At 60.0% G+C, this 23,824-nt stretch carries 15 protein-coding genes; 14 read left to right on the top strand and 1 reads right to left on the bottom strand.

Annotated features, from left to right (window positions below; all coding sequences use genetic code 11):
- Positions 1 to 2 precede the first annotated feature (2 nt).
- From MKZ35_RS19305 to MKZ35_RS19250, 12 genes are all read left to right on the top strand, one after another.
- On the top strand, positions 3 to 2,369 hold the full coding sequence (locus MKZ35_RS19305) for a DUF559 domain-containing protein (protein ID WP_482514878.1): 2,367 nt from the start codon (positions 3 to 5) through the stop codon (positions 2,367 to 2,369).
- 217 nt (positions 2,370 to 2,586) lie between these two features.
- Positions 2,587 to 3,852, top strand: coding sequence for a TCR/Tet family MFS transporter (locus MKZ35_RS19300; RefSeq protein WP_482514877.1), 1,266 nt, complete (start codon positions 2,587 to 2,589; stop codon positions 3,850 to 3,852).
- A 527-nt stretch (positions 3,853 to 4,379) separates the two neighbouring features.
- Complete coding sequence (locus tag MKZ35_RS19295) at positions 4,380 to 4,757, top strand: hypothetical protein (RefSeq protein WP_482514876.1); 378 nt, start codon at positions 4,380 to 4,382, stop codon at positions 4,755 to 4,757.
- A 129-nt stretch (positions 4,758 to 4,886) separates the two neighbouring features.
- Positions 4,887 to 6,290, top strand: coding sequence for a Nal1-like putative serine protease (locus tag MKZ35_RS19290; protein ID WP_482514875.1), 1,404 nt, complete (start codon positions 4,887 to 4,889; stop codon positions 6,288 to 6,290).
- A 12-nt stretch (positions 6,291 to 6,302) separates the two neighbouring features.
- Entirely contained in the window at positions 6,303 to 7,625 is a 1,323-nt protein-coding gene (locus MKZ35_RS19285; RefSeq protein ID WP_482514874.1) for a hypothetical protein, read from the top strand.
- Positions 7,607 to 7,924 (top strand): hypothetical protein, encoded by a 318-nt coding sequence (locus MKZ35_RS19280; protein ID WP_482514873.1) that lies wholly within the window; start codon positions 7,607 to 7,609, stop codon positions 7,922 to 7,924. Before MKZ35_RS19285 ends, MKZ35_RS19280 begins: the two co-directional genes overlap by 19 nt.
- Positions 7,813 to 9,732, top strand: a complete 1,920-nt coding sequence (locus MKZ35_RS19275; protein WP_482514872.1) for a DUF6603 domain-containing protein — start codon at positions 7,813 to 7,815, stop codon at positions 9,730 to 9,732. The genes MKZ35_RS19280 and MKZ35_RS19275 overlap by 112 nt, the downstream gene beginning before the upstream one ends.
- Before the next feature lie 5 nt (positions 9,733 to 9,737).
- A complete protein-coding gene (locus tag MKZ35_RS19270; RefSeq protein WP_482514871.1) occupies positions 9,738 to 12,869 on the top strand; it encodes a hypothetical protein in 3,132 nt (1,043 codons plus the stop codon).
- Positions 12,870 to 12,955: 86 nt separating this feature from the next.
- A complete protein-coding gene (locus tag MKZ35_RS19265; RefSeq protein ID WP_482514870.1) occupies positions 12,956 to 16,741 on the top strand; it encodes a hypothetical protein in 3,786 nt (1,261 codons plus the stop codon).
- A gap of 35 nt (positions 16,742 to 16,776) precedes the next feature.
- Positions 16,777 to 17,892, top strand: a complete 1,116-nt coding sequence (locus tag MKZ35_RS19260) for a hypothetical protein (RefSeq protein ID WP_482514869.1) — start codon at positions 16,777 to 16,779, stop codon at positions 17,890 to 17,892.
- Positions 17,879 to 18,670, top strand: coding sequence for a hypothetical protein (locus MKZ35_RS19255; RefSeq protein ID WP_482514868.1), 792 nt, complete (start codon positions 17,879 to 17,881; stop codon positions 18,668 to 18,670). Before MKZ35_RS19260 ends, MKZ35_RS19255 begins: the two co-directional genes overlap by 14 nt.
- Positions 18,671 to 18,848: 178 nt before the next feature.
- On the top strand, positions 18,849 to 19,757 hold the full coding sequence (locus tag MKZ35_RS19250) for a hypothetical protein (RefSeq protein WP_482514867.1): 909 nt from the start codon (positions 18,849 to 18,851) through the stop codon (positions 19,755 to 19,757).
- A 450-nt stretch (positions 19,758 to 20,207) separates the two neighbouring features.
- Here MKZ35_RS19250 and MKZ35_RS19245 read toward each other — a convergent pair whose 3' ends face one another.
- A complete protein-coding gene (locus tag MKZ35_RS19245; RefSeq protein WP_482514866.1) occupies positions 20,208 to 20,729 on the bottom strand; it encodes a vitamin K epoxide reductase family protein in 522 nt (173 codons plus the stop codon).
- Between the two features lie 252 nt (positions 20,730 to 20,981).
- Between MKZ35_RS19245 and MKZ35_RS19240 the strand changes: the two genes are divergently transcribed.
- Both MKZ35_RS19240 and MKZ35_RS19235 read left to right on the top strand, forming a co-directional pair.
- Positions 20,982 to 21,455, top strand: a complete 474-nt coding sequence (locus MKZ35_RS19240) for a (2Fe-2S)-binding protein (RefSeq protein WP_482514865.1) — start codon at positions 20,982 to 20,984, stop codon at positions 21,453 to 21,455.
- 28 nt (positions 21,456 to 21,483) lie between these two features.
- Positions 21,484 to 23,736: a xanthine dehydrogenase family protein molybdopterin-binding subunit gene (locus MKZ35_RS19235; RefSeq protein WP_482514864.1), complete on the top strand. Its 2,253-nt coding sequence runs from the start codon at positions 21,484 to 21,486 to the stop codon at positions 23,734 to 23,736.
- The last annotated feature ends 88 nt before the right edge of the window (positions 23,737 to 23,824 follow it).

The following is a 23,824-nucleotide window of genomic DNA, read 5'->3' as shown; positions in this document are numbered from 1 at the left end:
GTTTGGCTGGTGTTACTTCTGACGATGCTCGGGATCGGGATGGCATTTCTGCTGCAAGTACTACTGATGCTGGTACAGAAACTACTATTGGTACTACCCGCAACAGTGGTGAAGGAGCAATTGGCGAGTATGTATTGACTGCTGACTTCGATACTTGGGAAAAGACGGCGGCTTTTTCTAAAGAGATGCGGTCTAATCCGACGGCGGCCGAAAACGTGCTTTGGCAGGCGTTACGTAATCAAAAGCTGGGCGAGAAGTTTCGGCGGCAGCATGTTATCAACTCCTTCATCGTGGATTTCGTGTGTATTGCTAAAATGCTGGTTGTAGAAGTTGATGGTGATGTACATGCCGAAGTAAGCCAGGCTGAGTATGACACAGGCCGCACTTATAAGCTACATCAATTAGGCTATCGAGTCCTTCGATTCCTCAACGAGGAAGTTATAAATGACTTACCAACGGTTCTAAGCCTTATTCAGGAAGCGTTAGCCGGTCTGCCACCGCGCGTGGTTGCCAATGCAATCACAATGACAAATACTAGTGTGTTTGAGCCAGCGCAAGCCAAGGATTCAACTCAGCAGCAGTCGTCAGGCTCCCCCCTTTCGCCGCTTGATGCGCGGAATGCGGGAGAGGGGGCCGGGGGTGAGGCTCCGTTGAACGGCCACGTAGAACTGCTCTTCACCGAAGACGACGCGCCCGCCCGCCGCTATTCCCCCGCCACCGGCACCTACTCCGAGGAACCCCTCCCCGGCCTACCCCTCACCCACCTGCTCGACTACGAGGAAAGCACCCTGTACCTCACCCTGCAGCTAGTAGAACAAGCCCTGAAAGATGGGTTTCGCCTCCAGGATATTGCCGTGCTCTGCCGTCGCCGCGACAGTAGCAGACGGGTCGCGAAGTTTCTGAAGGAGCGCGGATACGCCATTATTTCGGCCGATTCGTTGTCGCTGGAGTTTGCGGAGGTGGTGAATCTGCTGGTGGCCGTGTTTCGGGTCCTGAATCAGCCGGCCGATACGCTGGCGCGGGCCGAGGCCTTGCTGCTAGTGGATAAAGTAGTGCGGCATTTGCCCCCCACGCCGGCCCGTGCCCGCCATATTGCCGAGCTGGCCAACAAGGAGAAAGCTCTCCCCTTTTTCGACGAGCTACGCGCTTTGGGCTACGACGTGCAGGAGCGCGAAACGGGTAATCTGGGTCTGTATGAGCTAACGGAGCGCCTCATCGGTATGTTCGGGCTGCTGGGTCGCAATGCGGAAAGCGAGTATCTCTTCCGCTTCCTCGACCTGACCCTGGAGTTTAGCCTACGCTTCGGCAACAACCTCAATAATTTCCTGGCTTACTGGCAGCAGAAGAAAAGCTCCCTGAGCATCAACGCCCCCGCTGGCCGCGACGCCATCACCATCACCACCGTGCACAAAGCCAAGGGCTTAGCTTATGGTGTGGTCATCGTGCCCTTCGCCGACTGGAGCCTGACGCCCCACCGCAACACCTTGCTTTGGGGTAGATTGAGGGAGGAAGAAAAGCCAGTGCCGGAAATGCCCCCCATAGCCGTGGTCAGCCAGACGCAGGCCCTGGCGCGCACGCCGCTGGCCCGGCAATACACCGAGGAGTTGGAAAAAACCTTCCTCGAAGGGCTGAACATGCTCTATGTAGCCTTTACCCGTCCGCGCCACCGCCTGTACGCCATCAGTCGGCGGCCTAAGCCTACCAAAAGCAGCTCGTCACGCTCCGCAGAGGCAGAAATGCCCCCCAGTGAGCAAGCCAAGACCATAGCCGAGCTGTTGCACCGCTACCTGCTCAGCACCGAGCAGTGGGACGACGAGCGTATGGCCTACGTGCTGGCCGATGCCCAGCACCGTATCCCGGCCGTCAAGAATGCCGCGCCCGCCGCCGACAACTGGCCGCTGACCAACCTCACCAGCACGCCCTGGGAAGAGCGCCTGCGCCTGCGTCGGCACGCCAACACCGTTTTTGATTTCGACGACCAGCAGATACAGCGCGAATGGAGCCGCAAGCTGCACTACGCCCTGCGTCGCACCGTTCTGGCCGCCGACGCAGAGCGCGTGGCCGCCCACCTCGTGGCAGAGGGCCTGGTAAGCACCAAAGAGCGACCTACACTGCTGGAGCTACTTCAGCGCACGGTGCACAACCCACAACTCGCCCACTACTTCAGCCGCGAAGTATCGGCCGAGACGGAACGCGAAATATTGGTTGGTGGCGTGCCCCGCCAGGAATACAAACCTGACCGCATCGTGTTTGAGCCGACCATCGGGCCGGTGCCCGGCCGCGTGACGCTGCTTGATTTTCGCATTCCCCCGCCCGAGTTCCAGCACCGCCGTCTGCTTCAGCAGTATGGGGGCTTTTTCGGCAATTAGGCTATACAGATGTGCAGCATGTGCTCTATTATTTTGATTCAGAAGAGGTGATTGTGTTCTAAGAAGCTGGTTGAATTCATTTTTTTGACCGCCTAACCGAGGTAGCGACGCCCACATCTTACCATTAAATTTAGTACGAATACTATTATATTTAGTAATTAATATCGTTATTTGAGCTTCAGGTTTTTCTTTAGCTCATCCTCAAAAAAGCCCCCCAATGGCTGAAAACCGCAAAGCCGCGCTTGGCTTTATCTTCATCACCCTGCTGCTGGACGTTATTGGCTTCGGCATTATCATTCCGGTGCTGCCCACGCTTATCCGGGAGCTGACTGGCGGCACGCTGAGCGAGGCGGCGCAGTACGGCGGCTGGATGCTGTTTGCCTTTGCCGGGATGCAATTCCTGTTTTCGCCGGTGCTGGGCAACCTCAGCGACCAGTACGGCCGACGCCCGGTGCTGCTGTTTGCCCTGTTCGGGTTTGGGCTCGATTACTTATTTCTGGCCTTTGCTCCTACCGTGGGCTGGCTGTTTGTGGGGCGCATAATCGCGGGTATCACCGGGGCCAGCTTCACCACGGCCTCCGCTTACATCGCCGATATTAGCCCCCCGGAGAAGCGGGCGCAGAACTTCGGCATGATTGGGGCGGCCTTCGGGCTGGGCTTTATTATCGGACCAGTGATTGGCGGCTTACTGGGGCAATTTGGTCCGCGGGTGCCCTTTATTGCGGCGGCTTGCCTTACGCTGCTCAACTGGCTTTACGGCTACTTTATTCTGCCCGAATCCTTGCCCGTTGAAAATCGGCGGCCTTTTGATTGGAAGCGGGCCAATGCCGTGGGCTCGTTGCAGCAGCTGCGGCGCTACCCGGTTATCCTGGGATTGGTGGGTTCTATGCTGCTGCTCTACATTGCGGCCCACGCTACCCAAAGCACCTGGTCGTACTACACCATGTATAAGTTTGGCTGGAACGAGGCTTGGGTCGGCTACTCGCTTGGGGCCGTGGGCCTTATGACGGCCCTGGTGCAAGGACTACTCATTCGGGTTATTAATCCACGATTGGGGGCCAAACGCTCGGTGCTGGTAGGCATGACGCTGTATGCCATCGGCTTCACGCTATTTGCTTTTGCCTCCAAAGGCTGGATGATGTTCGCCTTTCTGATTCCTTATAGTCTGGGGGGCATCGCGATGCCCGCTTTGCAGGGCATTATGTCGGGGCAGGTGCCAGCCAATGAACAGGGCGAGTTGCAGGGTGCCCTCACCAGCTTGGTTAGTGCTACGTCCATCATCGGGCCGCCGCTTATGACCAATCTGTTTTCGTACTTCAGCGGACCGCAGGCGCCGGTGCACTTTCCTGGTGCCGCCTTCCTGACGGGAGCAGTCCTGACGGTGGTGAGCACCATATTTGTCATGCGCTCATTGGCCAACTATGTTGCCCCGGCGGCACCAGTTGCGGTCGATACTGCGCAAGGCACGCCCGCTAAGGTATAGATCAGCGGTGCAAGAATATGCCAGAGCGGTTGGGTGTTTTGCCTAAAGCACGTATCTGATCAAGAAGCCGGGAATTAGTATTCCCGGGCTGCCCAACTTATTTTTTTGCAGACAAGCAGTTCAGACAGTCTTAGCATTATTTCTTATTGAAAAAGCCCCCCACTACCTGGGGGCTTTTTTGCTACCTGGTTTGTGTGCGCCTTCCCGCATAGAGGCCTTAATGTCCCTCGCCTACTTCGCAGTCCGCGTCTCGGACCTACGCATTGGGGGGCAAATCCGGGAAGTTCAGATCAGGACCCAGCGAAGCCCTCGAACAGTGAGTTTGAAATGGCTGCGCCAAAATTTAAAGGATAAAACAAATAATCTTTTGAAGTTTGAATATATATTGATACCTTTTGCTTAATATCTGCTACTCAATTTATTAGCAAGACCCCAGCCGCCCGCTAATTCCAGCAGGGAGTATCCTGACTATCGGCTTCCGTGCCCCGCACGGGTTTATCTGCATTAGCTTCTTCCGGCCTGATTCTATGCGACCTATCGTGTTCCATAGCATTCTGCTTGCGTTTATCTGTCTCTCGTGCACCAAGTCTAAAAACGCAGGCTCCAAAATTTGTGACGCCTGGCCCGCCAACGCCGCCGCAGCCCGATCAACCCCAGCCCTCGACCGGACGGTAGATTCCTTCGCCCGTTCCCTCGACCCCCACCTCCCGCTCCACGACAACGCCCGCACCATTGCCCGCTGGCTGGAAAAGCAGCCCTGCATCGAGCAGGTAGGGATTGCCCCGGAGGTTGTCACGACCGAACCACCCGGTCTGGACCTGACCGTTGTCCACCGCAATGGCTCCAAACGCACGTTTAGTATGCTGTTTGGACAAGAGTATGTGAAGCTGAGTAATAGTTATTAACTCATGTTACGCACGACTTGCTGCTGCGCTTCAAAAAGCGGCTTTTGCTACGCTCAGAAACAGCCTTACCGACTAATGGATGCAGTTGCTGCGTAACATCAGTTATTAAGTCGTCAAACTCCTCTCTTTATGACACGCGACGAGATGATTGCCCGGACGGAGCAATTGAAAAAACTGCATAAGCGGGCCGAAAAAATACTGCTGAAATTTCCGGGCGTAGTCGGGGTCGGGATAGGCTTGAAGGAGACGAACAATGCGCTCACCGACGAGGCTTCCTTCCGCGTGTACGTCACGCGCAAGAAGCCCACGGCCGATTTGCCCCCCGACCAACAGATTCCGCCCGAAGTGCTGGGCATCAAAACCGATGTCATTGAGATGGACGAGGCCACTCCGTACGCGGATGAGGCGGAATACCGCCCGCTGAAAGGCGGCGTCCAGACGGGCAACGGGACGGGCGCCGTGGGCACGCTGGGCTGCGTAGCCAAGCGCACCGCCGACAATGCCACCGTCGTCCTGAGCAACCACCACGTCATGTTTGCCCAGGGCAAAGGGGTTGGGGATAAGCTGGGCCAACCGGATTTTTCGGAATCGTGCTGCTGCACCTGCGGGGAAATAGGAGCCATTCTGGCCGGGCAGGTGGGCGGCTTGGTGGATGCCGCCATTGCCACGGTGAACACCAGCATCGGGACGGTGCAGGAAATCAACCAGATAGGCATCATTGCCGGCACGGCCACCGCCATTATCGGCGAAACCGTACGCAAAGTAGGCCGCACGACGGGCCTCACGACGGGCACCATCACCGATATTAACTCGCCCGTCAACTCCACCGTCGGCGATAGTTTCACCAACCAGGTGCGGATAGCGCCCGTAGCCGGGGTCGATAAATTTTCTAATAACGGCGACTCGGGCTCCGTCGTCGTGAATGCCAGCAACCAGGTGGTGGGCCTGCTGTGGGGCGGCAACACCGGCAACGGCTTTGCCAACAACATCGGCAATGTATTGACGGCCATGGGTATTACCATTCCCGCCGGCGTCGCCGACATCGACTTTGTGCGGGATACCGCTTCTCCCATTCCTCTGCCCACCGAGCGCGAAATCCTGCTGCGGCGGGTGCAGCGCACGCTCCGCCACACCGCACGCGGGCGGGCCGTGCTGAATGTGGTGCTGGAGTTCCGGTTTGAGGTAATGCAGCTTCTGCAAAAACAGCGCGCCGTGGGCGTAGCCTGGCAGCGACACCAGGGTCCCACCTTTCTGGCGGCCCTGTTTCGCAGCCTTAAAGAACCAGCCTACCGGATTCCGCGCCAGATAGAAAGCGTATCCGTGCAGCGCCTGTTGATGAGTATGGCCGCTATGCTGGAAGAGCACGGCAGCACCCGCCTGCGCACGGCCATCAGCCGCCACGCTCTGGCCGTACTGGAAGCCGCCGATCAGCACGCTACGGTAGACGAGATTCTGCGACACCTGACCGGCAGCGGCCGCCCACGAGCGGCCCAGGACCAGGAAATTTGCCCCCCGGTCGCCGTACATTCCTAACGCCCTACTGCCATGCCCGTTCCTGCCCCCGCTAATGGAACCCTGGAGCGCATTGCCATCTCGCTGGCCCGCCTGCTGGCTCCCCTGGAGGAGCGAATGGAGGCCGGCGAAGCCAGGCTGCTGTTAGCCGAGCTGGGGCTGCAGTTTCCCCCGGCCCTCGAAGCGGCCCCCGGCTTCATAAATGCGCTGCAAACTACGGCTACCAACCTACGCGAATTACTGCCGCTGGTAGGCGAGCTTGTTGCCGCCATCGGGGCCGAAAATATTGGCACCACCCTCAGTAAAGGCACTGAGCTATTTGGCAAAATCAAGGGCACAATAAGCGGTTTCGCTGATGTAGCCAGTCAGGTGCGGGCCTTCGGGCCGTTTGCCGGCGTCTCGGCCGCCGACCTGAATACCTTTGCCAATGAGCTGCCCACGCGCCTGCTCGACTACATCATCATCCGCAATCTGGAAGGCATCAAGGGCGCAGCCGAAGCCCTTGATTTTATTGGTGCCCTGGAGCGCACCCCACGCAATGTCGGCTCCGTGGACCCGGCCCGGCCGCCGTTCACGGAGCGCAAGCTGCGCGTTGATCAGCTGCTCAACTTCCTGAAAGGCCCAGGAGCGCACTTAAACGCCCTGTACCAGTGGGGCGACCCAGGCTTCAACGGCGTGGCGCTGCTCACCAAAACCCAGAAAATGCTGGCCTCGGCGGGCATCCCGGCCGTCTTCGATCAGGGCGTCAATCCGCCCGTGCTCGACCTGGCCGTGTTTGAGGTTTCGCCCAAGCTCGACGAAACTCCCAAAGGCATTCTCATCAAGCTAAGTGATGAGATAAAAGTAGATAAAGCGCGCCCCTTCGTCCAGGATGACTTTAAGGTAGAAGTCTCGTTTAATGGGGAGCTGAAAGCCGCTACCACGTTAGTTGTTCAGCCAAACGGCAATCTAAAGTTTAAGCCCCCCGGCGCCGCGCTGGCTGGCCGGACGGAAGTAAAGCTCACGGCCGGGCTGGATGATACGCCCTATGTCATTCTGGGTGCGCCCGGCGGTTCGCGCCTCACGGTACAGCAATTGGTGGCCAAAACCGGCGTCGACTTCGTGGTCAATGGAGCCAATTCGGAGGGCATATTTGGGTTGGAAGCCGAGGTAAAAAACGGCAAAGTGGTTATTGACCTCGGCGGCGCCGATGGGTTTCTGAGCACCCTGCTGGGCGGCGCCGGCCGGCTTGAGTCGGATTTTGGGCTGACCGTGGGCTTCAATACCCGCAATGGCCTGTATTTCCGGGGCAGCACTTCCTCCAGATTCTGTTGCCCCTCCACATTCAGCTGGGCCCCGTGGAGCTGCAAGCCCTGATTCTGACCGTCGGGCTGGATGGGAACCGGGTGCCGGTGGACATTGGGGCCAACATTAAAGCGGAGCTGGGGCCCATTAAAGCGGTAGTGGAGGAGATGGGCGTCAATGCCTTACTGGAATTCAAGCCCAACCGCGACGGCAACGTTGGCTTGCTGGATTTCAGCCTCGGATTTCGCCCCCAAAAGGCGTGGGCTTGTCGCTCGACGCGGGCGGATTCAAGGGCGGCGGCTTCCTGGGCATCGACGCGGAGCGGGGCCGCTACGTGGGTGCGCTGGAACTCACCTTCCAGGGTTTTCTGACTCTAAAAGCCATCGGCATCATCGCCACCAAAAACCCCGATGGCTCCAAAGGCTTTTCGCTGCTGATACTCATTACGGCGGAGTTTCCGCCCCTGCAGCTCTCCTTTGGCTTCACGCTCAACGGCGTAGGCGGCTTGCTGGCCCTCCACCGGACCATGCAGCTCGAAGCCATGCGCGAGGGCGTGCGCACCAATGCCATCAAGAGCGTGCTGTTCCCGGTGGACATCGTAGCCAACATCAACCGCATCGTCAGCGACCTGGAACGCTTCTTTCCTGTTCAGCAGGGTCGGTTTGCCTTCGGTCCCATGTTCATTATCGGCTGGGGCACGCCTACGCTTATCAGCATTGAGCTGGGCCTGGTGATTGAAGTGCCCAACCCCATCCGGATTGCTATTCTGGGGGTGCTCAAAACCTTGCTGCCCCGCGAAGAGCTACCCCTGCTGCGCCTCCAGGTCAACTTTCTGGGCACCCTCGACTTCGACAAAGGCCTGCTCAGCTTCGACGCCACGCTTTATGACTCACGGCTGCTGACCTTCACGCTCACCGGCGATATGGCCGCGCGCCTCAACTGGGGGGCAAATCCGGGCTTCATTCTGTCGGTGGGCGGTTTTCACCCGGCCTTTCAGCCTCCCGCCGACCTGGCCACCATGCGCCGGATCACGATCAACCTGCTGGCCGAAGACAACCCGCGCCTGCGGCTGGAAAGCTACTTCGCCGTCACGTCCAACACGGTGCAGGTGGGCTCGCGGGTGGAGCTGTACGCGGCGGCCTGGAAGTTCAACGTCTACGGCTTTCTGGCCTACGATGCGCTGCTGCAGTTCAGCCCCTTCAAGTTCATGATTGACTTCGAGGCGATGCTGGCGGTTCGGCTGGGGCAGGAAGAGCTGTTTGCCGTGCACCTGGAAGCGCATCTGTCCGGGCCGGCCCCGTGGCACGTTTCCGGCAGGGCCTCGTTCCGCGTGCTGTTCGTGAAAGTGAAAGCGAACTTCGACGTGGAGTGGGGCGACCGGCCCAACGATCCGCTCCCCACCGTGGAAGTGCTCCGAGAGCTGGAAACGGCCTTCAAGGCACGGCAAAGCTGGCAGGCCATTCTGCCCGACAACCGCAGCCTGCTCGTGTCGCTGCGCGACCTGAGCGCCGACACGGCCGACATACTGCTGCACCCGGCGGGCTTCCTGCGCATTGCCCAGCGCAACGCCCCGCTCGACCTCGATATTCAGAAATACGGCACCAAACGCCCCAGCGACGGCCAGCGCTTCACGATTCAGACGGTGACGGCGGGCACCGCCCCGCTCAGCACGCCCCTTAGCACTACGCCCTTCACCGACTATTTTGCCGCGGCCCAGTACCTGGAGATGACCAACAGCGAAAAGCTCGCGCGGCCCTCGTTTGAGAAAATGCAAGGCGGCGTGGAAGTACGGCAAAGCGGGCTGGATCTGCGCTCCCACAAAACGGCCATCAAGACCGTCCGCTACGAGCAGATCATCTTCGACTCCAAGTTCCGGCGGGAGCGCAAACTCCGCATGGCCGGCGTAAAAGCGGGCCTTTTCACGCACCTGCTGGCCGGCAACGCGGCTTCCCGGTCGGCTTTGTCGCAGGCCTCGAAGCTGGACTTTGGCATTCCTAAAAAGACCGCCACGGTCACCGATGATGCTTTCCGCATCGTCAACGTCGATTCCTTACAGGCGCACGGCAGCACCTCGTTTTTCGCCACCCAGGCCGAAGCCACGCAGCACCTAAAAGTACTGGTCGGCACCGACCCCGCCCTGACCAGTCAGTTGCAGATTTTGTCGAGCCTTGAACTGTAGCCCCCATGAGCCACTATACTTTTTTACCCTGGCTGCGGCAGGGCCTCGCCAACCAGATCCTGGAGGGCGACAATAATACGGCCGTAAAGCAGCGCGCGAGCATCACCGTAACCGTGCGCGTCGCCTCCGACACGGGCGCGGCGCTCGACGTACCCCAGCTCATTAAGCTCGTGGGGCCGGGCGACGTGGTGGGCATTGACCCAAGGACCGTGGTGCGCACGGAGCCCCAGCGCTGGACGGCCAACTTTGAGCCGAACTACCTGCCCCTCATTGAGTTCTACGACGAGGATTTCCCCTGGCGCTACACGCCCGTCAGCAGCAGCCCCACCACCACCCGCATCCGGCCCTGGATTACGCTGGTGGTGCTGGAAGAAAAAGAAGGCAGCAACCCAGGCGAGTTTGAGGAAATCAGCACCAGCAAGCCGCTGCCCAGCTTTAAGCTGAAAGGCAACCCCACGGCGCTTTTCCCCAGTGCCAGTGAGCTGTGGGCCTGGGCCCACGTACACGCCAACGAAGCCCTGGGCGGGACTAATCCGCTGGTTGGGACCAATGTTGGGCCAGCCATGAACCAGCTGGATGCCCTCATCCGGCTCAACCCCGACCGGGCGTATTCGCGACTGTTGTGCGGGCGCAAACTCAAGCCCAACACGAGCTACCAGGCGTTTGTGGTGCCGAGTTTCGAGCCGGGCCGGCTGTCGGGCCTGGGGCTCGAACAACCCGAGCCGGTATTTGCCACCATGTCGGCCTGGGCTGATTACGCGGGCCGGCCGGGGGGCGATTTGTACCCCTACTACTTCCGCTGGAACTTCAAAACCGGCGACGACATGGATTTTGAGAAGCTGGTACGCCTGCTCCGGCCCGAAGCGCTGGACCCGCGCGTGGGCGTGCGTCCCATTGACATCAGCCGGCCCCAGGGCGGCATCGATCCGGCCATCATCCCCGCCGAGCGGCAAACCATGCTGCTGGAAGGAGCGCTGATTTCGCCCGCCGCCGCACGCTCCCCTTTCTTCACCGCACCCGACGCTGACCTGCGCAAGCAGCTGGTGCAGCTGCTGAACCTGCCCGAAAAAAGCCGCAAAGCCGCCCCCACCGACGACCCCATTATTACCCCGCCCATCTACGGGCAGTGGCACTTTCTGACCCCGGAATTAAAGAATGAGACTAACGCCAACTTCGTGCACGAGCTCAACCTGGACCCGCGCTGGCGGGCCGCGGCGGGCTTGGGCACCCGCGTAATTCGCGACAACCAGGAGAAGTATATGGAAGCGGCCTGGCAGCAGATTGAGGGCGTGCTGGAAGCCAACCGGCAGCTGAACCGGCTGGCCTTCTCGACCGAGGCGCTGCTCAACGTATTCGGCAAACACCTCAAAACCCTGGACCCCTCCGTGGGCCTGCTGCTGGCCAAAAACCTGCACCAGAAAGTGCTGGTCAGCAACCCCGGCGGCAGCCCGCTTACGGCGAAGGCAATCATTGAAAAAAGCCCCCTGGACCGTGGCACGGTGAGTAATGCCTTCAAAAAGGTGGTGCGTCCGCGGGGGCAGGTAGCCCTAAACTCGCGCCCCGTTACGGCGGGAATGTTGCAGCTGGGCGTGGTGGTGCGGGGCGTAAATACCCAGAAGCTGCTGCCCTTCCCGGTTAAGGATGCCGCGCCGAAATTCCTGTTCAGCATCGAGAAAGCCGCCACCGCGCTCATTGCGCAGCCCGCCAGCCCCGAAGCCAACGCCCTGCTTCGGGCCGACCAGCTCACGGTGCTTAACGTGCAGAATATCAGGTCGGTGAAGGATTTCGTGATTAACTCCAAAGCCGACGTGCGCTTTACCAAAGCTGATGCGCGCCCAATTCCTGGCCGGGGGGCAAATCCGGGCGGTGGCGCAGGCGGTGGGGTAGCGCGCGGCCTCCGCTTGCGACTGCCACCCACCCGCTTCTTTCCCCAGCAAACCGACGACGATCTGGCGTTTCGGTCGGCCCTGCAGAAGCAGAATCTGCTGTTTGAAGCCTCCGCTCTCGTGTCGCCGGTGGTGGTGGCCCAATCGGTCAATATTCCTACCATCTACGGCCAGGTTTTGCAGAAAATCGATCCGGTGGTGACGATGAAAAACCGGGCCGTGGCCACCATTAAGCTGGCCGATTACTACCTGGGCCAGTGGGCTAAGTTCGTGCGGCCCGTCATGGCTTACCCCGAGTTGACGGACCCCATGTACGCGCCCCTGCGCGACATTTCGGGGGAGTACATGGTGCCCAATCTGAAGATGATTCAGAACAATGTGATTTCGCTGCTCAACGTGAATGGCAAGTTCATCGAGTCGTATATGACGGGCGTAAACCACGAGTTTGCCCGCGAGCTGCTGTGGCGCGAGTACCCTACCGACCAGCGCGGCAGCTACTTCCGCCAGTTCTGGGACGTGCGCGAGGTGATGGGCACCAACCCCACCAAAGCCAAAATCGAGCAGTTCAAGGACATCCCCGAGCTGCACCGCTGGACCCTGAACCGTGACCTGGGCGACCACAACAACCGCCCCACCGTGAAGGACAACGTGGTGCTGGTGGTGCGGGGCGAGCTTCTCAAACGCTACCCCAACACGGTAATCTACGCCCAGCGCGCCGAGTGGCCCGTGAAAAATGGGCAGCTTGACAACTCTGTGGTTCGGAACCTGGCGGACGAGGATGGTAGTGTGGCGGGGCAGGCCAACCTTCAGCACCCCTTGTTCAAGGCGCAGATTCTGCCCGACATCTACTTTATCGGCTTCAACCTGACCGTGAAAGAGGTAAAAGGCGACCCCGGCAACAGCCTGGCGGAAAACCCCGGCTGGTTTTTCATTCTGCGCGAGCGGCCCGGCGAACCCCGCTTCGGCTTCGATATCGGCGACGCTCCCCAAACTCCGCTCTACACCTGGAATGAGCTGAACTGGAAAAACCTCGGCACCGCCGACGGCGGGCAGCTGACCATCAACCGCAACTTCACGCTGGGCAACACCAATCCGCTCACGGGTGAGGCCGGCCTTGATAACAAAGCCCGCCACGACGAGGACGTAAAGTACAGCTGGAGCACGACGACCAACGCGGCTGACATTGCCTACATCACTTATCAGGATAAAGTGATGATTGCGATACATGGTAGTGAGATGTTAAACTTTTAGAACAGCTGGGGGGCAAATTCGGGGCTGCACCTGGCTGGCTGCACTCGTTTCATCTGGTCTTTCCTTGTTCTTGACTCCCTTTTCTTATGGCTACCTTTTCTGAACAGCAGGCACTCGTCGCGAAGGCCCGGCAGGAACACCAGACGGCGCAGGACGAGGCCCTGCACACCCGCGAGCAACTCGTGCGGCTCCAAAGGCAGCAGGCAGCTCTGGCCATGAGCCCCACCGCCAACGCCGCCGCGCTGGCGTCGGTGGGGCAGCGAATCACCGACTTGAACAGTACGCTGGAGCAGCAGACCGACCAGCTCAAGGAAAGGCTTAAGGTGGCCGGAACCGTGCGGGAGCAGTTGTTAGCGAACCTCACGCCCGCCCGCCTGACCGCCAACCTCAGCGCGGAAGTGCCGGTGATGCTGTTGCCGCTGCGCCTGGAAGCTAAGTTCGTTGGGGCCGAGCTGTGGGTACGCGCTTACCCCGACGATTTGCAGGTGGTAACGCACGAAAGCCAGCTGACCGAAAATGAAGTGCGCATCGCCCGGCTATTCTGGACCGCGATAAGTGAGGCCGCGGGCGATGACGCCCTGACACGGGCAGCCTGGGGCCAGCTGGTGCAGGGCGCTTTATCGTGGCAGCGGGCCGCCTGGATTGTGCGCGAATACCGCCCCGTAAATGCCCCCCAGAGCCCATCTTTGAGCTTACCCGAGGCGCCGGACTTTCCGCCCTACGAAGTCCGCGCCGAAAGCTGGTCGCAGCCGGCGCGGGCAAGCATGATGCCCGACCGGCTGGCCTTCATCGGCATCAACGGCACCACGCGCACGGAGGTGCTGGGCAATACTATTCCGTACCCGTTGCCCGTCGGCCCCGATCCGGTGAAAACCATGCAGGGCGAAGGCATCCGGCGCGACGGCGCGGAGCTGATTATGGATGAAGGCATGGCCTGGATGACCGACTTCGTGGAGGCCATAAAAGTGGGAATGGGCGTAAAAATGAACGCCCCGGCGGGCTTCGATAAGCTATTGGTGCTGGGCCTGCGCTTCAGCGACAATGAGCAGGTAGCGCGCCAAACGTTTGAGGAGCTGCTGGAAGGCCATTATTACACCACCGAGGGCTTCAGCCTCGTGCCCAACGGCACGACCACCAATAACACCGACGGCACCGATTCGGGCCTGACCCAGTTTGCGTTTTCCCCTACCGAAAGCTTCGATTTGCTCTTCGGGCCGGCCCAGTTTAAGGACAGCCCCGCCCCCGCTGAGCAAACCGATGGGTTTCTGCTGAAGCAGCGCCTGGGGCTGCAATCCGGCCTGTTAAGCCGTACTTCTAACGCCGACGAGCTGGACCAGCGCGACGCCCGCGCCATGCACCAGGCGCTCTGGCACGGCACGCTGGGGTATTTTCTGGAGGAAATGATGCAGCCCGGCACCGACGCGGAAGAAGTGCAAAAGCCCCTGAAACCGCCCTTCGACGAGAGAACCGTGGCCGAGGTGCGCGACTTTTTCCTCAACAACGTCAGCGGGCGGGGGCCCCTGCCCGCCTTCCGCATCGGCAGCCAGCCCTACGGCATTCTGCCCACCTCGGCCTACACCAAATGGGCCCCCAATCGGGGCTTCGAAACCCGCCTGAATAGCATCTTACAGATTGCGTACGAATACTTTAAGCGCCACCTTATCCCCCTGACTTCCGCTACGCAAAAAACCAGCGAGCCCGACAAAGATCTGCTGGAAGTGCTAGGCTTGCAGGCCAGCTCTGTTTCGTTCTTTCAGCGGTACGCGCTGGCCCAGCGTCAATACGAGGATCTGGTGAAGATGAGCTCCACCAAGCGCTACACCAGGCATGTGGGCCAGACAACATCATTCGCCGCCGACCGCGACGTGCACACGATGATGGCGCCGTGGGTAACGAACGGGCAGGTCTACGACCTCATGTTTTTCGAGAAGTACTTTAAGCTGTTTGGGGGAGTGGTGGAGCGCGATAAGGTGCCGCTGTCGGAAACCCTCGCCGTTTTGCCCTTCCTGCCCGATGGCCGCAACTACCTTAAATGGCTGCTGGAAGCCAAGCCCGACGAGATTGAGAAGGAAACATTCGGGGCCGGCATCACCAAGCCCAATGCCCTGCTGTACCTGCTGCTGCGCCACGCGCTCCGGCAAGCCTACAACGACAGCGGATCGGGTATTTTGAAGGCTAAAGGACTGATTGCGGAGAAACTACGGGACTCGGCTTACTATAGCATGAGCGAGAAAACGGTCCGTAATAGCAAGCTGCTGAATCTGTACAGCGCCCCCGCCGCCGTAACGGGCTCCGAGCGAAAAACCCTGGCGCAGTTCGTCTTTGAGCAAGCGAAGCGGCGGTCTCCCGAGGCGCTTTCGGTGAGCGATGTACTGGAGGCGCTGGGGCAGCTGGCCGACCGGCCCAGTGCCAAGCTCGAACGCGCCTTTGCCGAGCACATTGACCTGTGCAGCTACCGCCTCGATGCCTGGATGACGGGCCTGGCCAGCCAGCGTATGACGCAGAATCAGAGTCGGCGGCAGCAGCAGGGCCAGCGGCCGGGCTTCTACGCCGGGGCCTACGGCTGGCTCGAAAACGTGCGGCCGGTGCCGAATACCAAAACGCCCAAAAACCAGAACACCCTACCGCCCGAGCTGCGGGTGCAGGGGGCAACTATCGTAGAAGACAGCACCAACGGCGGTCATGTGCACGCGCCTTCCCTGACGCACGCCGTGGCGGCGGCCGTATTGCGCAACGGCTACCTTACCCACACCACCCGCGCCGATGCCGACACGATGGCCGTCAACCTGTCGTCGGAGCGGGTACGCACGGCGCTGGGCTTGATTGAGGGCGTGAATAACGGGCAGTACATCGGGGCGCTGCTGGGCTACCAGTTTGAGCGCGAGCTGCACGAGGCCGCCGACAAGCAGAACCTTGAGCTTGACCGCTTCATCTTTGAATTCCGTCGTCGGTTTCCGCTCGTCGATGACCGCCTGACCACGAACACCGGCCAGAGCTCCGAGGCCCAGGCCGCCCGCAACGTCGTGGACGGCACCCGCCTGACCACCGACTACCGCGCCGCGCCCGACAAAGTGGCCTTCGTGCGCGCCATTCTCACCAGCACCGCCCCCGCGCCCGCCACTGCGCTGGTCAATAAGGCCGTGCCGGCAATCGTGCAGGCCATTGATAATCTGTTGGATAGCTACGATGCCGTGGGTGATTTGGTCTTGAGTGAAAGCGTGTACCAGGTAGTGCAGGGCAATTATGATCGGGCCGCCGGGGCCATGAAATCCTTGCAGGAAGGCAAGCACATCCCGATGCCGGAAATCCTCAACATTCCCCGCGGAGGCTTCCCGCTGGCGCACAAGGCGGTCATTCTGCTCAAACCCACCGACCCTGCTGACGATGCAACCCCACGGGCAATAGCCGCACCCGCCGTTACTGCCTGGCTGGGGGGCTTTTTGCCCAACCTGACAACGGTAAAAGTAGTAGCAGTTATTACAAGAGACGGCAGCCCTCCGGATAAGCAGAGCGTAAGTATGGCCGACCTCAGGCTCACGCCCATCGATCTGCTGTATATCGCTTCCGACACCGCCCAGAACGACCTGACGGAGCTGAACGAGCGCGTCGCGTTTTTTCTGCGTCAGCCGCTGAAGGAAGATGTAGCCGTGGAGGTGCGCTACACGGAAAAGGGTCCGGATTGGGCCCCAACCGATGTGGCACTGTTTGGGTTGCTGCCCCGACTGAAAGCGCTGAGCACGCTGCTTACGGCCTCGCGCCCCACCGGCGCCATGGATCTGACCGCCACCCAGCCGCGCCCCGGCAAAACCTCCTCAGCGGCCAACGCTACGATCTGCCAGCTCTCTCTACTCAGATCAAAGAACTGCAGCTAACGTTTAAAAACGCCCAGGATGATCTGGAAAGCGCTTTGAAAGCGGCCAGCGAGATGCCGGCAGCCGATGATCCGGCGTATGATCTGGTCACCGATAACCAAACGCTGGACGACCTGCGCCTAGTGCTGTGGAGCTTGTCGTTTTGGGGGTTGGCGCGCACCATGCCCCACTCTGTGCGGGCGGTGGAAGTCGTGGCCACCGAGGAAGAACGGGCCAGCCGCGATGCTCTCCGCCAGCCCCTGCTGGAGCAGGCCGGCGCGGTGCTGACCCAAATGACGGCGCAGCTAAAAGAGTCCGATAAACACCTAACCCTGGCCTCGACCTTGACTACGGAAGAAGATATCCTTCCGGCTTTGCAGAAAGCGGGTCAGGCCCTGCTGGGGCCGGCGTTTCGGTTCCTGCCTACTTTCGAGCCCCACAATGCGGCCGAGCTCGCCAGCGCCCACACCGACAGCAGCAGCAGCCAGCTTTTCCAGGACGAGCCCCACGCCTTCCCCACCGACGAATGGCTGTATGGCATTGCGCGGGTTCGGCCGGCCATGCAAACCGTCGAAACCTTGCAGCTGCTTACCCAGGAGGCTTTTTCGGTGCAGGCTATGCAGCTGCCCTACATCGAAGAGGACCGTTGGCTGGGCCTGCGCATCCCCGAAATCTATCGTACGCTGCCCCCGCCCGACCAGCCGCGCATCTTCACGCTGGAGCAGAACAAGCTGCTGCTGAGTCTGCACCTCGACGCGGCCTTCGCGGGTAGTGCCGTGTTTGATGACGGACAAGCCCTATGCGGCCTTTTGGTGGATGAGTGGATGGAAGAAATTCCGCTGCCTACGGTCACGACCGGCATTACGGCTCATTTAAATCGGCCCAACTCCGAGCCGCCCCAAACGCTGCTGCTGGCCGTGTCGCCAATTCCGCAGGGCAGCTGGACCTGGGAAAACCTGATTGAGTGCGTCACCGAAACCTTTGAGATGGCTAAGGTGCGGGCCGTAGAGCCGGCCCATATCGACACCTCGCCTTTCGCCCAGGTGCTGCCCGCCGTGCTGCTGGCCGTCACGACTGATAAAAGCTCGCTCTCGACCAATCTGGCGGATAATCTGTTCGTTTGGGAAGACATTGTCAAACTCGCAACCACGAAGTACAATGCCATTATTTGACCTCACTTCCGTCAACCTGAACGCGGCGCTGGCAGTCGAACTGCTGTATCCGGCTCTTACCTGCTGGAACCGCCTTGAAGGCAGCCCGCGCGCCCAGGACCTGAGCCGGAGTCTGCGCGCCGAGGTGCGCGACCCGCTCTGGATGCTTACCCGGCAGTGGCAGTTGGGCGAGTTTCGGTTTGACAACGCGGGCTCGCCGTGTCTGGCCAAAGTGCAGGTGCAAACCAGCCCGATTCAGGCCGTGAAAGGCCGCACGGGACTGGCTCAGCCCTACGACCCGACTATTCCCCTCGAAACCCTGGTGGAGCGTCGGCCGATGCAGCTTACCTACCCGGTGCGCCTGCAAATCGGGCAGTACTGGCTGAAGCTACTGCGCAAGCGGGCCACTGATGGCCTCGTCGGCACCGATTATGGTTTGGACTACCTGAAAGCGTACGCCTTCAAAAAGCCCAAACAAGCTCTTACTCCCGCCGATGTGGCTGGCCTCAGCGAGGCCGAAGGCCGGGCATTTCTGCACACGTACGCCCATCAGGAGGTGGCGCAGTGGGCGGAAGCAGTGGAAGGAAAACACCTCGATGGGGGGCTTTTTGGGCTTCCCTGCTGGCTACCGGCGACCCGTTTGAGCTGGTCACGGTGCCGGCGGGCGATAAGGCCGAAATTGCCAAAGCGGGCGACGAGCTGCGGGCGTGGTTTGGGCGGCAGTATAATCAACCGCTGGATGCTGATGACGATAACTGGTCGCCGGAGCAGCTGGAATATCAGTTTAAGTGCAGCCTGAAACAGCCGGATAACACATCGACAACCCTCATTGCCGACAACTACGGGCAGGGCACGCTCAACTGGTATTCGTTTGATATCGACCCTGATAATGAGCAGATAACGCCCGACACCCCCTTGAAACCGAGGTCAAAACGGAGACGCTTTCCTTCCTGCCCACGCCGGTGCAGTTTAGCGGCATGCCCCAGGCCCGGTGGTGGACTTTTGAAGATGACGTGGTGAATTTTGCCAACATCAACACCCAGACGACTGACCTGGTGACGCTGCTGATGACCGATTTCGCCCTGATGTCGTCCAACGACTGGTTCGTGATTCCCTACAAGCTGCCGGTGGGCAGTATGGCGCAGATCAAGGGCATGGTGGTGACGGATGTGTTCGGGGAACGGCTCTTTATCAACCCGGCCGGCCGTGGCCTGGACGATGCGTGGCAGCAGTGGCGCATGTTTAATCTGAGCACCCGCGGCCGCCGGGGCGAGGCGGCCAGCACGGCGCTATTCGTGCCGCCGGTGGTGAGCAAGTCACTGGAAAGCAAGCCCATCGAGAAAATCACATTCCTGAAAGATGAGATGGCCAACCTGGCCTGGGGCATAGAATCCGTGCTGGAAACCCTGACCGGCACCGCCCGCAACGGCTACGAATTAGCCACGGAAGAGCAGAAACTGCTGGAGCGCCTGTACGGCCTCGCCACGCCCGCGCCCCTGGACCCCGACAAGCTGGCCGAGCTGCGCTACCTGCTGCAAACGAGCACGCCGGCCAACTGGATTCCCTTTATTCCGGTCCAAACGGGCCAGTCGCGGCGGCAGATTCAGTTTCAGCGGGCCCGGCTCCTGCGCATTCTGGAAGGCGCCGACTTCATTGGCACTGCGCTGGAAACCCTGCGGCCCAGCAGTGAAACCCTGGCCGTAGGCATTGCCGAGGGCAAGCCCTACCTGATTTTTGAGGAGGAAATTCCGCGGGCCGGCAAGATCGTGCAGACCACCTACCAGCGCTGCCGCGACGATGTCGGCCGCGTCTCCGTCTGGAAAGGGCGGCAGTTCACTACCGGCCGCGGCGAGGGCAGCTCAGGCCTGGCCTTTGATACGGTTTGATTGGGTATGGATCTTACTACCTGACGTTACGCAGGCGTGTCGTTCTGCCGTTGGCCTCACCCCCTAGCCCCCTCTCCACGGAGAGAGGGGGAACTAGCTGTAGCTTTTAGAAAACCAGCTGCTTCTAAAAATCTACCTTTTTTAGAGCTAGTTCCCCTCTTTTCGGGAGAGGGGGCTAGGGGTGAGGCACCCACCAGAACGACACGCCTGCGTAACGTCAGGTAGTAAGGCCAAAAAGCCCCCCAGGCTGCTCTTTCTGCCAAGGATTTCTGAAACCGGCAGAGGCCAGGTACCGGAAAGCAAGAGGCTCCTCTGACAGACGTTTTCTGTCAGAGGAGCCTCTTCTATTCGGCCGTGTACTACTGCGTTGGCGACCTAAGGTGTTTGTCCTTCACAACCTAAAGCGGTTTAGAGGTAGTGAGTAGAGACGCACTGCCCCTAAAAACTGCTCTAAGCAGCCTGAGTCTTCCCATTGCCGCCAATATTTTTCACGGCCCTGATAACCTCCGGCACGGCTAAGGCTACCGAAGCTACTGAGGCCACCGTGGCTACCTGGCAGTAAAAGCACAGGGCTTTATTCGCGGCCCATTCTTCCTGCCCCAGCTTCACGGCCGTAAGCGTATCGGCCAGCGTTTTGACGCCCATAGCAATGGGCAAGGCGGGCACCTGCGTTGCCCGATTTTTGCCCCCCGCGCCCGCCAGCCAGGCCGTGATGCCATAGCTCACCAGCATAATAAGCGCGTCGGGAGTATCAAAGCGCTTGTAGGCGTAGTCGGAGGCATCGACTTTGGCCGAGTTGAATAAGCCACCGGAGGGCGGATCGGGTAGGGTTTTGATGATACCGGTTTGGTAAAGGCCAACGATCTGGCCGGCGGCGGCTCCCAGCATGGAGAGGCCGATAATCCAGCGGCGGCGGTTCAGGTCGGGGGTGTCGGCGTTGCGCAGCTCGTCGCTTAATTGAGTAGGATTCATAGCGTTAGTAATTAGAATGAGGTAGGGTAAGCTTTAGCGTACGCGCGCCGTTGGGCTTAAGTTGGGAGTAAGATTTTGGTCAGCTGATGGCGCGGCAGCCTCGCTTGACTGGCTATACTTCTGCCTGGGGAGCTTTTTTAACTGAATAAGGCCAGGAGTTGGGGCTTACTGATGAAGAGAACGGGCAGGGGCTGAGCTCGTCAGCACATCCTTTTACCGCTGACCAGAGTATTTCTATGAAACACCTCGACTATGGAAGCCGAATTCACTCTACAAGTCAACGGCCAGGCACGCACCGTGCGCGTCGATCCGGCTACACCCCTACTCTATGTATTGCGCGACGACCTGGGCCTGAACGGGCCAAAGTTTGGCTGCGGCTTGCAGCAGTGCGGCTCCTGTATGGTTCTGCTGGATACTATTGCCTGGCCCAGCTGCCAGCTGCCCGTAGCCAACGTGCAAAACGCGGCCATCACTACTCTGGAAGGCCTCACCCGCCCCGATGGCAGCCTGCACCCCGTGCAGCAGGCATTTGTGGAGGAGCAGGCGGCCCAGTGCGGCTACTGCCTGAACGGCATGGCGATGTCGGCGGTGGCGCTACTGACTGTGCACCCGAAGCCCGACGATCAGACCATTCGTAATGCCTTGTACCGGGTGCTGTGCCGCTGCGGGGTGCACTCGCGGGCATTGGCGGCCATCAAAGAGGCGGCTTATACGATGAAATCCTAAATTATACCCATCTTATCCATTTGTTTATATGAGGTCCGAATTTGCCTCTCAGCACTCTGCCTCCCGCCGCGATTTTCTCAAAAGTACCGGTTGCCTCACCATTGCCTTCGTGCTGGGCAGCGGGGTCGATATGCTGGCGGGCGAAACACTAGTGGCGGACGAGCTGCCGGAAAGTCTGGCCAAAAACCCGCGCATTAATGCCTGGCTGGAAGTACTGGCCGATGGTCGGGTGCGGGTGCTCACGGGCAAAACCGAAATCGGCCAGGGCATCCGCACGGCCGTGGCTCAGCTGGCGGCCGAGGAGCTGTACCTGCCCATGGAGCGCGTGGAAGTGGTTTTGGCCGAAACCGGCCGCACGCCCGATGAGCGCTACACCTCCGGCAGTGCCTCCATTGAAAGTAGCGGCATGAGCATTCGCTACGCCGCCGCCGCCGCTCGGCAGCAACTGCTGGCGCTAGCTGGGCGGCAGCTCAACGTAAAAGCCAGCCAGCTTCGCCTCACCGATGGCGTGGTAAGCACGATTGATGGAAAGCGTCAGCTCACGTTTGCCCAATTGTTAAAAGGCAAACAGTTGCAGGGCGAGGTAAAATTACCGGTTCAGCTCAAAGCCAAGAGTGAATATCAGCACGTAGGCAAACCAGTGCTCCGCGACGACATCGAACGCATGGTGCGGGCCGAGACGGTGTACGTGCAGGACTTACGATTTCCGGGCATGGTACACGCCCGCGTGCTGCGCCCTACCTCTTCCGGGGGAAAATTAGCAAAGCTAGACATGGCCGAAATGCAGCTGCTGCCGGGCCTGCTCAAAACGGTGATTGACGGCAGTTTCGTGGGTTTTATTGCCGAAAAGGAATACCAGGCCAAGCTGGCCCAGGACTACGGCATTCAGCACGCCCAGTGGACTAACGGCCCCGCACTTCCCGCCAGACAGCTGCTACCGGAGCTGCTGACCGCGTTGCCGGCCATTACCAAGCGTGCCGTGAACAAGGGCGACATGAGCAGCTTTGATACCGCTGGTACCGGTGCGGCTCCTGTTGGCGCTTCTCTCAGCGCACGGTATTTCAAGCCTTACCTCATGCACGCGTCCGTGGGGCCGAGCTGCGCGGTGGCCCTGTTTGATAAGGAAGGAATGCTGCATATCTGGACCCATAGCCAAGGCGTGTATCCATTGCGGGCTACGCTGGCGGCGCTGCTAGAAATGCCCCCCGAGCGCATTCACGTGAAGGCTGTGCCGGGCTCGGGCTGCTACGGCCACAACGGCGCCGACGACGCAGCCGCCGACACGGCGCTGCTGGCCCGCGCCTACCCCGGCCGACACGTGCGCCTGCAATGGTCCCGGGATGATGAGCACGCCTGGGAGCCTTACGGTAGCGCTATGGTTATGCAGCTCGATGCCCGTCTAAATAAAGAAGGCTATATTACCCATTTGAATAATAACATTTGGTCAGACACGCACAGCACGCGGCCGGGGGGCAAACCGGAGTCGTTGCTGGCCGCCCGCCTGTTGGCGCAGCCTGCGCTGCCGTCGTCCGTGACTGAAGTGAGTAGCGCCATTTATCGCAACGGCGAGCCGCTGTATGCCATTCCCAATCAGCGCCTGGAGGCGCATTATGTGCAGGGGCCGTTGCGCGTGTCGGCGCTACGGGGACTGGGAGCCTTCGGCAACGTGTTTGCGCTGGAGTCTTTTATGGATGAATTGGCCTTGCAAGCCAAGGAAGACCCGTGGGAGTTCCGGTTGCGTCACCTCACCGATGAGCGCGCCAAAGCCGTGATTCAGCGGACGCGGGAGATGATCAGAAACGAAAAGCTGGCCCCCGGCGAAGGTTTTGGCCTTGGCTTCGCCCAATACAAAAACCAGGCGGCCTACTGCGCCGTGGTAGCCAAGGTGCACGTGGCCGAGGAAATGGGCACCATCCGCGCCCTCCACCTTTGGGCTGCCATCGACGCGGGCGAAACTATCAATCCCGACGGCCTGAAAAACCAAACTGAAGGCGGCTTGATTCAGGCTTCCAGCTGGACTTTAAAAGAAGAAGTACTTTTCAACGAGCAGCACGTCACGAGCCGGCAGTGGGAAACCTACCCCATCTTCCGCTTTGACGAAGTGCCCGCCGTGACTGTTGCCATCATCGACCGGCCCAATGAAAAGCCCCTCGGTGCCGGCGAAGCGGCCCAAGGACCCACCTCGGCGGCCCTGGCGAATGCCGTGTTTCAGGCCTGCGGGAAGCGTATTCGGTCGCTACCCATCCGGCCGGAGAAGCTGGTGCAGATGAAGGAGATGTAAGCAATTTGAATCGGAAATAACTACAGCGCAGCACAGGATTTATGATACCTAGAACCTACTGTAAAATCTCTCAGCCACGACAAGAGTA

This window comes from Hymenobacter sp. R533113 (assembly GCF_056835965.1).
Note: the sequence above shows the minus strand (reverse complement) of the source record. Positions and strands in the feature narration are given on the sequence as shown.

Excerpts from the sequence above, each read along its gene's own strand:
- MKZ35_RS19295 (WP_482514876.1), top strand. The coding sequence starts at position 4,380 with ATGCGACCTATCGTGTTCCATAGCATTCTGCTTGCGTTTATCTGTCTC.
- MKZ35_RS19270 (WP_482514871.1), top strand. The coding sequence starts at position 9,738 with ATGAGCCACTATACTTTTTTACCCTGGCTGCGGCAGGGCCTCGCCAAC.
- MKZ35_RS19240 (WP_482514865.1), top strand. The coding sequence starts at position 20,982 with ATGGAAGCCGAATTCACTCTACAAGTCAACGGCCAGGCACGCACCGTG.
- MKZ35_RS19300 (WP_482514877.1), top strand. The coding sequence starts at position 2,587 with ATGGCTGAAAACCGCAAAGCCGCGCTTGGCTTTATCTTCATCACCCTG.
- MKZ35_RS19235 (WP_482514864.1), top strand. The coding sequence starts at position 21,484 with ATGAGGTCCGAATTTGCCTCTCAGCACTCTGCCTCCCGCCGCGATTTT.
- MKZ35_RS19290 (WP_482514875.1), top strand. The coding sequence starts at position 4,887 with ATGACACGCGACGAGATGATTGCCCGGACGGAGCAATTGAAAAAACTG.
- MKZ35_RS19265 (WP_482514870.1), top strand. The coding sequence starts at position 12,956 with ATGGCTACCTTTTCTGAACAGCAGGCACTCGTCGCGAAGGCCCGGCAG.
- MKZ35_RS19285 (WP_482514874.1), top strand. The coding sequence starts at position 6,303 with ATGCCCGTTCCTGCCCCCGCTAATGGAACCCTGGAGCGCATTGCCATC.
- MKZ35_RS19250 (WP_482514867.1), top strand. The coding sequence starts at position 18,849 with ATGCCCCAGGCCCGGTGGTGGACTTTTGAAGATGACGTGGTGAATTTT.
- MKZ35_RS19255 (WP_482514868.1), top strand. The coding sequence starts at position 17,879 with ATGCCATTATTTGACCTCACTTCCGTCAACCTGAACGCGGCGCTGGCA.
- MKZ35_RS19245 (WP_482514866.1), bottom strand. The coding sequence starts at position 20,729 with ATGAATCCTACTCAATTAAGCGACGAGCTGCGCAACGCCGACACCCCC.